Here is a 13,538-nt window from a genome sequence, read left to right on the forward strand (position 1 = left end):
TTCCTGACGTTTTTGTCCTTGGCGCGGACGCTTTACTCTTCTATTCCATTATCACCGTTTTCGTTCCCCAAATAGATTTATCAACGACAGAATTAATCGCGGTAATTATGAATGCCCGGCGGCAGGATGAGCTGCTCAGCAACCTCGGCGGCTTTTTCTTTCCCTAGCAGCAAATCGATGATCTTCAGCGCGAAATCCATGCTGGTGCCTGGCCCTTGTGTCGTTAATAGATTTACGCGCGGATCGTAAACGACACGCTTTTCCATCCATTTTTCTGGCGCAATCTTATCCTTAAACGCAGGATAGCCCGTCATGTTTCCTACGGGGAACAGCTGGTGATATTCCAGCACCAGTGCAGGCGTTGCACACATCGCGGCGACAATTTTCCCTTCCAGATGCGCTTGTCGAATGCATTCCACCAGTATTGGGCTATCACGGAAGCACTCCGCACCTTGCAGGCCACCCGGTAACACCAGCACATCGAAAGGCCGATCGGCAACGGTAGCCAGTGGAGCATCCGCCAGCAGCCTTACCCCACGTGAGCAGACGATTTCCAGATTGCCATCGCTGGCTACGCTGGCAAGCGTGACCTGAATACCCGCCCGGACAAGCAAATCGATGGTCGTGACGGCTTCAGTTTCTTCACTACCAGGTGCCAGACACACCAGTGCCGATGCGGTCATAATCATTTTCCTTTTGCTTAATGTAGTCAAACAGACGGGCATTTTCGGGGAGCGTCAGACCGTGGAGACGCGCACGGTGCAGTAAATACCCGGTAATGTAGTCAATTTCGGTATGTCGCTGAGCGATGATGTCCTGCAACATTGATGAGGTGTTTGCCGCGGTGTTCTGAATAATTTGATTCACATAGAGCAGCAGGCTATCTCGCGATGTATGGAAGCCTTCCCGTTCCATGACGCTGGTCACTTCCTGACAAAGCGACGCAATCAGTTCCGGGTACGCAGAAAGCTCGCCATTAGTGCAGTGATATTTCACCGTAAGCGGATTGATGACGCAGTTAGCCGCCAATTTCAGCCAGCAGGTGGCGCTAATGTTGGTGTGCCAGGCGACATCAGGCAAGGCCTGATGCAACACTTCAGCTAAATAGCTTTGGCTACTGTCACCGTTAAATGTGCCGATATGCGTTGTGCCTGCCGCAACGTGTACGACGTTATTTGCGTCGCGTCGGGCGGCGTGAGTGGTGATACCGAGTACGAGTGGTTGCTGAAGCGACGGCAATTCTTCTCGCGTGCCCATCCCGTTGTGTAAAAGCAGAATCGTGCAATGTGGGTTGAGCTGTGGCAACAGCATGGTGACGGCATCGGAAACCTGCCAGGCTTTTAGCGTCACCAGCAGAAGTTCGCTTTGGGCAAGATGATCGGGATCGTTCGCCGTCAGGTTGAGATTACAGTGCTGACCGTCCAGCAGGGTGACATTAACCGGACAATACGGTTGCGGAATGCGCAGCCATCCCTGGACATCATGCCCTTGCTGATGTAACGCGGCGAGCCAAAGTTGGCCCAGCGCGCCACAGCCAAGAACGGTGATTTTCATGTGCGTCTTCCTTATTTGATGCGGGCGCTGTCGTTCTGCCATCATAGGCTATCATTCACATCGTGATCTTGTGTTATTCGGCCTGTTTACCTGATGCCGCGTAAAAACCGGGATCGTGTCTGGCATCTTGCTTATCGCAGAAGAGCGGTTATTATGCTCGCCAGCCAAATTTGTCAGGAGAGCGAATTATGCCATCTTTCGATATTGTTTCGGAAATTGATATGCAGGAAGTCCGTAACGCGGTGGAAAATGCGACGCGCGATTTGAGCACCCGTTGGGATTTTCGTAATGTTCCGGCTAGCTTTGAACTGAATGAGAAATCACAGAGTATCAAAGTGGCCAGCGAGTCAGATTTTCAGGTACAACAGCTGGTTGATATTCTGCGCGAAAAGTTGCTGAAACGCGGGATTGAAGGCGGTGCGTTAGACGTCCCGGAAGCGTTCGAGCATAGCGGTAAAACGTACAGCGTGGAAGCGAAGCTGAAGCAGGGCATTGAGACTACGCAGGCGAAGCAAATCGTCAAGCTGATCAAAGACAGCAAGCTGAAAGTGCAGGCGCAGATTCAGGGTGAACAGGTTCGCGTCACCGGTAAATCACGTGATGATTTGCAGGGTGTGATGGCGCTGATTCGTGGTGGAAATCTGGGGCAACCGTTCCAGTTTACCAACTTCCGCGATTAATGCTTTTGAGTCATCCGCCTATTAATAGTAAGGCCAGCGAAAGCTGGCCTTACTATTTAGTTCTGTCCGACCAACTGCTCTAACTGCTGCCGATTGGTTTTCTTATTATCAATCTTCACATAGGCACTCTGCTCATCCAACACGACCACAACGTCGGCAACGCCGGGTTGGGTACGTATTTTCTGTTCCAATTCACTATCGCGTAGTGCTAAATCAGGCAGTGTAATTCTCAGGCTGCTGAGATAAGGCGGTTCTTGCATGGTGAAGCTGACCAGTAGCCAGATGGTCGAAATGGTTGCGCCAGCTATAAACACGGCAGAAGCACCATAAAGCTCAAACAGTCCGCCGCCGAGGCTCCCGCCAATTGCCACACCAATAAACTGCGTGGTGGAGTAAACGCCCATCGCGGTGCCTTTATATCCCGCAGGTGATTCCTTGCTAATCAGCGATGGCAGCAGTGCTTCCATGACGTTGAAGGCCAGAAAGAACAGCTGTATGCCGATGATAATCTGCCAAAGATGGTTACCCGCCGCCCACAAGACAACTTCTGCGGCGATCAACACCACGATACAGCCGATGAAGACCTGCCTCATTCGTCTTTTGACTTCGGCATAAATGATGAAAGGCACGACGCCGGCAAAAGAGATCAGCATGGTGGTCAGATAGACTTTCCAATGGTCCTGCGGCGCTAGCCCCACAGATTCCATTACGCGCGGTAGAGCGACGAAGCTCGACATCAATAAAATATGCAGACACATAATACCGATATTCAGTTTCAGCAGGCGGCTATTGCCGAGCACTTTGCGGAAACTGCCACGCACCATCGCTGATTCTCGATTCAGAATGTGCTCAGGTGCGGAAGGAATCAGTGTCAGGGTAATGACAATACCTGCGAGTGACAGCAGGGTGATGCCCCAGAAGAGCGCTTGTAAGCCGAAGGCATGGGTAATGATCGGCCCCACGACCATCGCGATAGCAAAGGTGACGCCGAAGCTCACGCCGATAAATGCCATCGCTTTAGTGCGGTTCTGTTCACGCGTCAGGTCGGAAAGCAACGCCATAACGGCGGCGGAGATTGCACCAGCGCCCTGCAACGCCCGGCCAAGGATGATACCCCAGATAGAATCGCTCAGTGCGGCGATGACGCTACCGAGAGCAAAAATCAACAGCCCCCCGACGATAAGGGGTTTTCTGCCGATGCGGTCAGAGGCAAGGCCAAAGGGAATCTGGAAAATAGCCTGCATCAGGCCATAAATACCAATTGCAATACCGATCAGCGCTTCACTGGCACCCTGTAAGGCCATGCCGTAAGTGGTCAGGACAGGCAACACCATGAACATGCCAAGCATGCGTAGTGAAAAAACGGCCCCCAAGCCCCATGTGGCGCGTAATTCGCCAGGGGTCATTTTATTATCGTTCATTCGTACCTCGGAAAACAATTGGCGCTATTTTAGTGCGTTATTGACCAAACAGTAAACGATAGGTTTGTTACGTGATTTGGCTGGGGGATGCAGGGGAGGGCAGGAGAAGAAACAGGTGGACGAGCCACCTGTTTTGCTTAGTAAATCTCTTTCTTAATGCATTTAACGCTGTTGGCGATTAACGCAGGTAGGTCAACATGATTTCATGCGCTGGTGCCATTGAATCCACAGACATCATGACGCTCAGTGACGTAATCGCGACAATGGAGAAAACAAACAGTTTTCTTGCCCACACGCGGTCATCAATCGCATTTTTATAGCCGGACAGCGCCATACCCAACCACCAGACGCTAACTGCTGCGGCAACGACCAGATATTTGTAACCAGCATAGCCGCCGAGAGACAGCATCAGCGTTGCAACCGCAAACGCCACGATGTACAGCGTGATGTGGTGTTTCGCAACGGAGATGCCTTTCACAACTGGCAGTACCGGGATATTGGCAGCCTGATAATCCTTAAAGCGGAAAATCGCAATCGCGTATGAATGCGGCATCTGCCACAGGCTAAAGATCAGCAGCAGGATCAACGCGCCAGCGTCGAACTGGTTGCTGACGGCGCAGTAACCGATAACCGGTGGTGCCGCGCCAGACAGGCTGCCAATCAACGTGCCATAAACAGAATGCCGCTTCATGTACAGGCTATACACACCGACATACACGATAAAGCCCATCACCGCCAGCCACATGGCCAGCGGGTTAGCCGCGATGTATAGCAGAGCAAAGCCCGCAATACCTAACAGCGATGCGTAAACCAGCGTTACCTTCAGTGAAATCAGTCCCTTTACCAGAACCCGATTTTTGGTTCTCTCCATTTTCTTGTCGATGTCGCGGTCAATGACGTTGTTAAACACGCAGCCAGATGCAACGACTAACGACACACCCACGAGGGTGGCGAAAAACAGGGGATAATCAATGCGGCCTTGAGCCGCAAGGAGAAATCCACCGATAACGGAAATCAGATTTCCGAAAATAATTCCTGGTTTAGTAACTTGCAGGTATTGCTTAATCATCTTTTACGGCTCTGTTACTGGATCATCATATTGTGGTGTGCGCTCATCATAATCCAGATGGAGCCCACGACGACAATAGCGATAATCAGGACGGCAAACACAAGAGCCACCACGTTCCAGCGCTCTTCTGAGGACGTATTCAGGTGCAGGAAGTACACCAGATGTACCAGAATCTGAACCACTGCACATCCCACCACCGTGAAAAGGATGGCGCTATGCGAGGCAGTACCGCTCATGACCATACTGAAAGGAATGACTGTCAAAATTACAGACAGAACAAAACCTATCACGTATGACTTAACGCTACCGTGGCTGGCACCTGAATGATCGGTTGTTGAATGACTCATTACATCGCCCCCAGCAGATAAACAACGGTGAAGACACAGATCCATACCACGTCGAGGAAGTGCCAGAACAGGCTCAGGCACATCAGACGTGTTTTGTTGGTTGCAGTCAGGCCACGTTTAGAGACCTGAATCATCATGATGACCAACCAAATCAGACCGCCCGTTACGTGAATCCCATGGGTACCGACCAGAGCAAAGAAGGCAGACAGGAACGCACTGCGATCCGGGCCATAGCCTTCCACGATCAGGTGATGGAATTCATAGATTTCCATCCCGATAAATACCAGGCCGAACAGGAAAGTCACGCCCAGCCAGGCATTAACCTGGGATTTGTTGCCCTTGTTCATGGCGATCATCGCCATGCCGTAGGTAATACTACTAAACAGCAGGGCGAACGTTTCCACTAATACGAAGGGCAGTTGGAAAAGCTCTTTCCCGCTTGGGCCACCCGCAGTACCGTTAACCAGTACCGCATAGGTTGCGAAGAGTGACCCGAAAATAATCAGGTCGCTCATCAGGTAGACCCAGAAGCCGAATACCTTGGTAGCGCCTGTGTCGTGGTGCCCATGCTCGGCATGGGCAGTATTGTGGTTAGTCAGAGTTTCAGTTGACATGTTTCACGCCTGCCTTACTGAGTTGATCAAAATTCTGATTCTCAATTTGCTCAATTTCTTTAACCGGTACGTAGTAATCCACGTCTTGATTAAAGCTATGCACAATCCAGGTCACAATCATGCCAGCGAAGCCTACGATGGCAAGCCACCAGATATGCCAGATCATGGCAAAACCGAATACCAGGCTGAATGCGGAGATAATCACACCGGCGCCGGTGTTTTTCGGCATGTGAATTTCTTCATAGCTGGCAGGGCGCTTGTAAGCTTCACCTTTCTCTTTTGCTTCCCAGAACGCATCACGCTCGTTGACGTGTGGCACGATAGCAAAGTTATAGAACGGTGCAGGAGAAGAGGTTGCCCACTCCAGCGTGCGTCCACCCCACGGGTCACCCGTCAGATCGCGGTTCAGATGACGGTCGCGGATACTGACGTAGAACTGGATAAGCTGACACAGTACTCCGAGGCCGATCAGCACGGCACCGATGGAAGCCACGACCAGTAAGGCGTGGAATTCAGGGTTGATTTGCTGACTCAGACGACGCGTCATGCCCATGAAGCCGAGAATATACAGCGGCATAAAGGCAACGAAGAAGCCGATAATCCAGAACCAGAACGCGCGTTTACCCCAAGTTTCATTCAGGGTGAAACCAAAGGCTTTCGGGAACCAGTAGGTAATACCTGCGAAGCAACCAAACACCACGCCGCCGATGATCACGTTATGGAAGTGAGCAATCAGGAACAGACTGTTGTGTAGGACGAAGTTCGCGCCCGGTACGGCCAGCAGTACCCCAGTCATCCCACCAATGGTAAAGGTGATGATGAAGCCCGTCGTCCACAGCATCGTGGAGTGAGACTGAATACGACCTTGATACATGGTGAACAGCCAGTTGAAGATTTTAACCCCGGTCGGGATTGAAATAATCATGGTGGCTATACCAAAGAAGGCGTTGACGTTCGCGCCGGACCCCATGGTAAAGAAGTGGTGCAGCCAAACGATGAACGACAGAACCGTAATCGCAATGGTTGCCCATACCAATGACGTGTAGCCAAACAGACGTTTTTTACAGAAGGTCGCAACCACTTCGGAGTAAACACCGAATATCGGCAGCACCAGAATGTAAACCTCAGGATGACCCCATGCCCAAATCAGGTTGATGTACATCATCATGTTGCCACCCATATCATTGGTAAAGAAATGGGTGCCGAGGTAACGGTCAAGCGTCAGCAGCGCGATGGTAACGGTCAATATCGGGAATGCGGCGATGATCAGCACGTTGGTACACAGTGCCGTCCAGGTAAATACTGGCATTTTCATCAGCGTCATGCCTGGCGCACGCATCTTCAGAATTGTCGCGAAGAAGTTAACACCAGTCAGCGTGGTACCGACACCGGATATCTGTAGACTCCATATCCAGTAATCGACCCCGACGCCGGGACTGTACTCCTTCCCTGAAAGCGGTGGATATGCAACCCAACCCGTCTGTGCAAACTCACCGACCCCAAGAGAGAGGTTGATCAAGATAACACCGACGACAAACAGCCAGAAGCTGAGGGAGTTCAGGAAGGGGAAAGCAACGTCACGCGCACCGATCTGCAAGGGAACCGCAAGGTTCATCAGGCCAACGACAAACGGTGTCGCCACGAAGAAGATCATGATGACACCGTGCGCGGTGAAAATCTGATCGTAGTGGTGAGCGTTTAGGAAGCCTTCTTGCCCGGCAGAAGCCAGCACCTGCTGGCCGCGCATCATGATAGCATCGGCAAAACCACGTATCATCATCACCAGACCGACGATGATGTACATGATACCGATTTTCTTGTGGTCGACAGAGGTGAACCATTCAGCCCACAGCCATTTCCACTTACCGAAATAGGTTATTGCCGCCAGCAGCGCAAGGCCGCCAACGATGATCGCCGCCACGGTGACCATAATAATGGGTTCGTGGTACGGAACCGCATCGAGTGTAAGTTTTCCGAACATCGTATTATCCCTCGGCTCCTTTGTGCGAGCTATGCTCGCCCATGTTCATACCCTCACTGTGTTGCATGTTTTCGTCGTGCTTCATGCCTTCACCATGATGTTGCATGTTCATGTCGTTGCCTGTGAATTTGCGAATAATATTATTAAACAAATCCGGCTGGACACTGGAGAAGTATTCAACAGGATGGAATTCACTTGGTTTAGCAAGAGTGTTGAATTCATCCATAGTATTCAGTGTCTTGGAGGACGCACGAACGTTCGCAACCCACTGGTCGAACTCTTGTTGAGTTGGCGTGGCGATTGCGGTGAACTTCATACCAGAGAAGCCTTTACCACTATAGCCGCCAGAGATACCGTCATATTTGCCCGGTTCGTTAGCGATCAAGTGGAGCTTCGTCTGCATTCCGGCCATGGCATAGATTTGTCCACCAAGACGAGGAATGAAGAAGGAGTTCATCACGGAGTCGGAGGTAATCTTGAACGCAACAGGCACGTTGGCAGGGAAAGCCAGTTCGTTAACCGTCGCGATACCCAGATCCGGGTAAACAAACAGCCATTTCCAGTCAAGCGAAACAACTTCGACATTGATAGGTTTGACGTCTGACACCAGTGGCTTATAGGGATCAAGCGAGTGGGTCGTCTTCCAGGTAATCGTGCCAAGAATGACGATAATGATAATTGGTACAGTCCAAACTACAGCTTCTATCTTATTGGAGTGTGACCAGTTCGGGGTGTATTTTGCCTTTTCATTGGAAGCACGGAACTTCCAGGCAAAAGCTATCGTCATAACGATAACGGGAATCACAACGATCAACATCAGCCCGATGGCAGTCAGTATTAACGATCTTTGCTCTAACCCGATCTCTCCTTTGGGGTTCATCAGCGCCATATCGCAACCGCTCAGTAGAGCAGTGGCTGCAAATAAAGACAGCATCCCAAAAATTGTATTGTATTTCTTGAGTCTCATCTAGCGACCTCAATAACAAGGGCTCTATTGTCATTTTACGCGAGCGGGCATTTTACGGGAAGGTTACTGCACTGTAAACATGATTAAGGTTATGTCAGCCGTTTGTTGCTGCTTTTTGCCCTTAATGTCACAAAGATAGCCAAAATAAAAATGATATTGAAAAACAGCAAATTATGAGGCTATCCAGATAAGAGTATGGAAGGATAATAAGAAATTACAACTCACCGTAACGCTTATTTTCTATTTTTAGTTTGGTGAAATTTTTGCTCAGCCTGCGTTTTTGGTAACAAATGAAATTAGTTCTGGAGAATTTTACAAGGAAATAAAATTCCTTCTAGCAAGATATTATGAGAAAAATAATTAAATAAAGGAACGGTGTAATAGGTTCAGGCAACAGATGGACGCTGCCTGAACGAATATTCGCTAGTGTACTGACGGTTTTGACGCCCGTCTGAGTGACAGATAATCCAACAAACTGCCGAAGAAAATGCCCAACAAGGAGAACGTGCCGCCTGCGGCGAGCAGGTATTCTGCTAGTTGAGGCAGTGAGGACCATTCCAGCGCATTACTGATTAGCAGCATGAGCCACAGCGTTAGCAAAATCACACCTAGTCCCAACACATGCAGGGCCTTCTTGTAATAGTTTTGGAAGTTTGTCCGTAACTGAAACGTATCGGTTTTCTGGGTAAATTCCAACGTCTCACGGCAGATCAGCAGGATGGCCAGACCTGGTAATGCGGCAAAAATCGAAAACAGATAGAACCATGCCCAGCCGTAGGATTCGACAAACCAGCCAGCGATAGGGCCAACGTAAACCCGTCCGACGGCGGCAAGGGCGGAAAGCAGAGCAAACTGTGTGGCTGAGAATGATTTATTACATAGCGTCATCAATAGCGCGACAAACGCAGCCGTTCCCATGCCTCCGCAGAGATTTTCCAGAAAAACCGCGCTGGCCATGGTGAACAGACTTTTATCCGTGATAGCCAGCAGCCAGTATCCCGCGTTGGACACGGCCTGAAGAACACCAAACAGCATCAGCGCTCTGAACAATGAGAGTCGCTGCATCAATAATCCGCCGTAAATGGCTCCCACGATGGTAGCGAATAGCCCGAGTGTTTTATTTACCAGCCCGACATCGCCCGCATTAAAACCAACGCCACGTATCAGGAAGGTTGTCGTCAAACTGATCGCAAAAGCGTCACCAAGCTTGTACAACACGATAAGCAGAAGAATGAGCCAGGCATTGTTACGTGCGAAGAAGTCGCGTAGAGGGGCTACAATTGCCTGCTCCATACTGCGCGGCGCTGGCTGGCTATTCACGGGTTCCGGTGCTAACAGGGTCGCGAACACACCGATCAGCATTAACCCTGCCATTAACCAATAGGTGGCCTGCCAGCCGAAATAGCGATCGGCCATCCACAGCGCCAGCCCACCAGAAACCAGCATCGCCAGACGGTAACCCAATACCGAGGTCGCTGCACCTGTTCCGCGTTCTTCTGGAGGAAGTAAATCCGTCTTATAGGCATCAAAAACAATATCCTGAGACGCAGAGCAGAACGCGACCAAAACCGCCAGTGCGGCCAGCCACCAGAGATCGCGTGCCGGATTCATCAATCCCATACCAATAATGGCCGCAATCAGCAGAAGCTGACTGAGAATCAGCCAGCCACGACGTCGGCCAAGGAACGGCGGGGTATAGCGATCCATCAGGGGGGACCACAGAAACTTGAATACGTAGGCTTGCCCCACCAAAGAGAAGAAACCAATGGTTTTCAGATCGACGTTCTCGACGGTCATCCAGGCTTGCAACGTGCCGGATGTCAAGGCCAGTGGTAAACCGGAAGCGAAGCCAAGTAACAGCATAAAAAGCGAATTACGTTGGCTGAACAAAGCAATGATGCGACTAAACATGAAGAGTCCTTTCCCTTGCTCCGCGAGCATTCAGGAGCAAGGGAAGCGGCGTACAGAAATTAACGGGCGTTTTCTTTGATAAAGCTACTGACTGTCGTGTCTTGCGCCATGTCGTTAATGACATCGCCTAACACCGTGTTAACGGCATTAGTAATGTTTTCATTATTGGCAGTAAACGCGCCCTGAACGTTATACGTTGAGCGGTAGTTTTTCACCTGTTTGTTGCCATTTGCTGCCTGAGAAATGATGGAGATATCCGCTTTGGTCGTGATGTTGTAACGCAGGTTTCCTTCGGAGACATCAGCGTACAGGTGATTAACCACGATCTGCAAGGCTACCGGGCCGCCGGTTCCGATCATGTAACCACGCGCGGTCATTTGTTTCTCCAGGGCTTCTTGCAACAAGAAACGCAGATCGCGAGAAGGCGTCAGCGTAATCAGTTGACCATCGCGATTCACTTTCGCCAGCGCTTGATCGGCACGCTGGTCTGCACCATTGATGCTAATCGTTACGCCCATCAGGGTCGGATCCTGGGAAGGTACGCTAATTTTTGGGGAGATGTTCAGTGTGTTGCTTTTTGCTGCACATCCTGCGAGCAGGATGACGGCCAGAAGAGGGAAAAATAATTTTTTTAACATTCGTATTTTCTCAGTAATGATTAGTGTGGTGAGCTGACAAATATTGTTGATATCATATCATCGCCACAGGCAGGAAAAAGAGCCGATAGCAGGTAAATTGTCCTGAAATTCATCTTTTTCATGCCGTTGACCCGGAAAAACCGTTTTTATCACATCAAGACCGGCGATGATATATCCACCCTTCGCGACCCCTTTTCCTCTTTGTTAAGCCGCTTTTGCGCATAACAGGTTGAAAAACGCTAAGGTTATAATGATTCGGGCATCGGTGAATGACAGCAATGTCGCGTTGATATCAAATTTTCCCCAAGCCGAAAGGGTAGCCGTATGATGCGTGAAACGATAGAAGAAAAGCTGCGTGTAGGTTTTGAACCCGCTCATTTAGACGTGACTGATGAGAGCTATCGTCACAACGTGCCTGCGGGAGCAGAAAGCCATTTTAAAGTTGTGTTGGTCAGCGATAAATTCATGGGAGAACGTGTGATTGGGCGTCATCGTGCCGTCTATGCCGTACTGGCAGCGGAGCTGGCGGGGTCGGTGCATGCATTAGCGCTACATACGTATACAACAAAAGAGTGGATCAGTTTGCAAAATGCCGTCCCTTCTTCACCGCCTTGCGGTGGTGCGGGCATTCTTTCGTAAGTCATTAATATGGCCCGTTCCTGACATATTCAGGGCGGGGTACTGACAAAAGTGTGAATCCGTTATTGTAATAGTCTGCCCGCCGTTCTCGACTCATCCCCTCTATATCGCTATAATGCTGCGTCTATTTTTTCCTGAATGTATTCGGGACGCTTCTGACTACAGGGACGGGGTTGGCAATTTCCCGGTTCTGCGAGGTTGAGTTGAACTTGTGCGCTTTGGTGCCAGCTCTGAATCAGCCTTGCTGTCGTGAAAGTTTTCGTCGCGAGAATAGTTTTGGGGTTGACCGATCACTGTGATTTTTTGAGGTAACAAGATGCAAGTTTCAGTTGAAACCACTCAAGGTCTGGGACGTCGCGTAACGATTACCGTTGCTGCTGACATCATTGAGAGTGCGGTGAAGAGCGAGCTGGTCAACGCGGCCAAAAAAGTACGTATTGACGGTTTTCGTAAAGGCAAAGTGCCGATGAATGTTGTTGCTCAGCGTTATGGTGCCTCTGTGCGTCAGGACGTATTGGGTGACCTGATGCAGCGCAACTTTGTTGACGCGATCATCAAAGAAAAAATTAATCCGGTTGGCGCGCCTAACTATATCCCTGGCGAATATGCTGTAGGCGGCGACTTCACTTACTCTGTTGAGTTTGACGTGTACCCGGAAATCGAACTGAAAGGTCTGGATGCGATCGAAGTTGAAAAACCGGTTGTTGAAGTGACTGATGCTGACGTTGATACCATGCTGGACACGCTGCGTAAGCAACAGGCAACCTGGAAAGAAACTGACCGCGCTGCGGCAGCGGAAGATCGCGCAACAATCGATTTCACCGGCTCTATCGACGGTGAAGTCTTTGAAGGCGGAAAAGCATCCGACTTCGTTCTGGCAATGGGCCAGAACCGCATGATCCCAGGCTTTGAAGATGGCATCGTTGGACACAAAGCAGGTGAAGAATTCACTATTGATGTGAACTTCCCAGAAGATTACCACGCTGAAAACCTGAAAGGAAAAGCGGCTCAGTTCGCTATCGTCCTGAAGAAAGTTGAAGAGCGTGAGCTGCCTGAACTGACTGAAGAATTCATCAAACGTTTCGGCGTGGCTGATGGTTCTCAGGAAGGTCTGCGTGCTGAAGTTCGTAAAAATATGGAACGTGAGCTGAAAGGCGCGGTGCGTAACCGCGTGAAAACTCAGGTTCTGGACGGACTGATCAACGCAAACGAAATCGACGTGCCAGTTGCACTGATCGATGGCGAAATCGACGTTCTGCGTCGTCAGGCTGCACAGCGTTTTGGCGGCAACGAGAAGCAAGCGCAGGAATTACCGCGTGAGCTGTTCGAAGAGCAAGCTAAACGTCGTGTTGTTATCGGTCTGTTGCTGGGCGAAGTGATCAGCAGCAATGAACTGAAAGCTGACGAAGCACGCGTTACTGCGCTGATCGAAGAGATGGCTTCTGCTTACGAAGATCCGCAGGAAGTTATCGAGTTCTACAGCAAAAACAAAGAATTGCTGAACAACATGCGTAACGTTGCTCTGGAAGAGCAAGCGGTAGAAACCGTGCTGGCTAAAGCGAAAGTCGTTGAGAAGTCAGTAAGCTTCAACGAACTGATGAATCAAACGACTACGGCATAAACTTTGTTGATATAACATTGTTTATTGCGTAGCGGGAATGCTTCCCTATCAAAAGCCCGTGCCTTATGGCGCGGGCTTTTTGCTTATAGCCTTACG

13 protein-coding genes are annotated in these 13,538 nt (G+C 50.2%); 3 read left to right on the forward strand and 10 right to left on the reverse strand.

All coding sequences use genetic code 11. The features are described from left to right. Positions 1 to 92: 92 nt before the first annotated feature. Positions 93 to 683, reverse strand: coding sequence for a protein deglycase YajL (gene yajL, locus KKH3_RS04190; RefSeq protein ID WP_039356137.1), 591 nt, complete (start codon positions 681 to 683; stop codon positions 93 to 95). Next, positions 646 to 1,554 carry a 2-dehydropantoate 2-reductase gene (panE, locus tag KKH3_RS04195; RefSeq protein WP_039356140.1) on the reverse strand — a complete coding sequence of 303 codons (909 nt, stop codon included), beginning with the start codon at positions 1,552 to 1,554 and terminating at the stop codon, positions 646 to 648. Before panE ends, yajL begins: the two co-directional genes overlap by 38 nt. A 188-nt stretch (positions 1,555 to 1,742) precedes the next feature. Here panE and KKH3_RS04200 point away from each other — a divergent pair, with 188 nt between their 5' ends. Beyond that, positions 1,743 to 2,234 (forward strand): YajQ family cyclic di-GMP-binding protein, encoded by a 492-nt coding sequence (locus tag KKH3_RS04200; protein ID WP_039356142.1) that lies wholly within the window; start codon positions 1,743 to 1,745, stop codon positions 2,232 to 2,234. 56 nt (positions 2,235 to 2,290) lie between these two features. On the opposite strand, the gene KKH3_RS04205 is transcribed toward KKH3_RS04200, so the two are convergent. The 8 genes from KKH3_RS04205 to KKH3_RS04240 form a co-directional block, all read right to left on the reverse strand. Continuing rightward, entirely contained in the window at positions 2,291 to 3,655 is a 1,365-nt protein-coding gene (locus KKH3_RS04205) for an MFS transporter (protein WP_039356145.1), read from the reverse strand. Between the two features lie 178 nt (positions 3,656 to 3,833). After that, positions 3,834 to 4,724 carry a heme o synthase gene (gene cyoE, locus KKH3_RS04210; protein WP_039356147.1) on the reverse strand — a complete coding sequence of 297 codons (891 nt, stop codon included), beginning with the start codon at positions 4,722 to 4,724 and terminating at the stop codon, positions 3,834 to 3,836. 14 nt (positions 4,725 to 4,738) lie between these two features. Further along, a complete protein-coding gene (locus KKH3_RS04215; protein WP_010282099.1) occupies positions 4,739 to 5,071 on the reverse strand; it encodes a cytochrome o ubiquinol oxidase subunit IV in 333 nt (110 codons plus the stop codon). Beyond that, positions 5,071 to 5,685, reverse strand: coding sequence for a cytochrome o ubiquinol oxidase subunit III (locus tag KKH3_RS04220; protein WP_039356148.1), 615 nt, complete (start codon positions 5,683 to 5,685; stop codon positions 5,071 to 5,073). The genes KKH3_RS04215 and KKH3_RS04220 overlap by 1 nt, the downstream gene beginning before the upstream one ends. Then, positions 5,675 to 7,666: a cytochrome o ubiquinol oxidase subunit I gene (gene cyoB, locus KKH3_RS04225; RefSeq protein WP_039356149.1), complete on the reverse strand. Its 1,992-nt coding sequence runs from the start codon at positions 7,664 to 7,666 to the stop codon at positions 5,675 to 5,677. Before cyoB ends, KKH3_RS04220 begins: the two co-directional genes overlap by 11 nt. Before the next feature lie 4 nt (positions 7,667 to 7,670). Beyond that, positions 7,671 to 8,633 carry a cytochrome o ubiquinol oxidase subunit II gene (cyoA, locus tag KKH3_RS04230; protein ID WP_039356151.1) on the reverse strand — a complete coding sequence of 321 codons (963 nt, stop codon included), beginning with the start codon at positions 8,631 to 8,633 and terminating at the stop codon, positions 7,671 to 7,673. Between the two features lie 423 nt (positions 8,634 to 9,056). Continuing rightward, positions 9,057 to 10,544 carry a muropeptide MFS transporter AmpG gene (gene ampG / locus KKH3_RS04235; protein WP_039356153.1) on the reverse strand — a complete coding sequence of 496 codons (1,488 nt, stop codon included), beginning with the start codon at positions 10,542 to 10,544 and terminating at the stop codon, positions 9,057 to 9,059. Between the two features lie 59 nt (positions 10,545 to 10,603). After that, positions 10,604 to 11,182, reverse strand: a complete 579-nt coding sequence (locus KKH3_RS04240) for a lipoprotein (protein WP_039356154.1) — start codon at positions 11,180 to 11,182, stop codon at positions 10,604 to 10,606. Positions 11,183 to 11,506: 324 nt separating this feature from the next. Between KKH3_RS04240 and bolA the strand changes: the two genes are divergently transcribed. Both bolA and tig read left to right on the forward strand, forming a co-directional pair. Next, a complete protein-coding gene (gene bolA / locus KKH3_RS04245) occupies positions 11,507 to 11,821 on the forward strand; it encodes a transcriptional regulator BolA (protein WP_039356156.1) in 315 nt (104 codons plus the stop codon). 316 nt (positions 11,822 to 12,137) lie between these two features. Then, positions 12,138 to 13,442 carry a trigger factor gene (tig, locus tag KKH3_RS04250; RefSeq protein WP_039356158.1) on the forward strand — a complete coding sequence of 435 codons (1,305 nt, stop codon included), beginning with the start codon at positions 12,138 to 12,140 and terminating at the stop codon, positions 13,440 to 13,442. Positions 13,443 to 13,538: the final 96 nt, after the last annotated feature.

Source organism: Pectobacterium actinidiae, assembly GCF_000803315.1.
GTDB classification, from domain to species: Bacteria; Pseudomonadota; Gammaproteobacteria; order Enterobacterales; family Enterobacteriaceae; genus Pectobacterium; species Pectobacterium actinidiae.

Coding starts and splice junctions, on each gene's coding strand:
- yajL (WP_039356137.1), bottom strand. CDS start 683: ATGACCGCATCGGCACTGGTGTGTCTGGCACCTGGTAGTGAAGAAACT.
- panE (WP_039356140.1), bottom strand. CDS start 1,554: ATGAAAATCACCGTTCTTGGCTGTGGCGCGCTGGGCCAACTTTGGCTC.
- KKH3_RS04200 (WP_039356142.1), top strand. CDS start 1,743: ATGCCATCTTTCGATATTGTTTCGGAAATTGATATGCAGGAAGTCCGT.
- KKH3_RS04205 (WP_039356145.1), bottom strand. CDS start 3,655: ATGAACGATAATAAAATGACCCCTGGCGAATTACGCGCCACATGGGGC.
- cyoE (WP_039356147.1), bottom strand. CDS start 4,724: ATGATTAAGCAATACCTGCAAGTTACTAAACCAGGAATTATTTTCGGA.
- KKH3_RS04215 (WP_010282099.1), bottom strand. CDS start 5,071: ATGAGTCATTCAACAACCGATCATTCAGGTGCCAGCCACGGTAGCGTT.
- KKH3_RS04220 (WP_039356148.1), bottom strand. CDS start 5,685: ATGTCAACTGAAACTCTGACTAACCACAATACTGCCCATGCCGAGCAT.
- cyoB (WP_039356149.1), bottom strand. CDS start 7,666: ATGTTCGGAAAACTTACACTCGATGCGGTTCCGTACCACGAACCCATT.
- cyoA (WP_039356151.1), bottom strand. CDS start 8,633: ATGAGACTCAAGAAATACAATACAATTTTTGGGATGCTGTCTTTATTT.
- ampG (WP_039356153.1), bottom strand. CDS start 10,544: ATGTTTAGTCGCATCATTGCTTTGTTCAGCCAACGTAATTCGCTTTTT.
- KKH3_RS04240 (WP_039356154.1), bottom strand. CDS start 11,182: ATGTTAAAAAAATTATTTTTCCCTCTTCTGGCCGTCATCCTGCTCGCA.
- bolA (WP_039356156.1), top strand. CDS start 11,507: ATGATGCGTGAAACGATAGAAGAAAAGCTGCGTGTAGGTTTTGAACCC.
- tig (WP_039356158.1), top strand. CDS start 12,138: ATGCAAGTTTCAGTTGAAACCACTCAAGGTCTGGGACGTCGCGTAACG.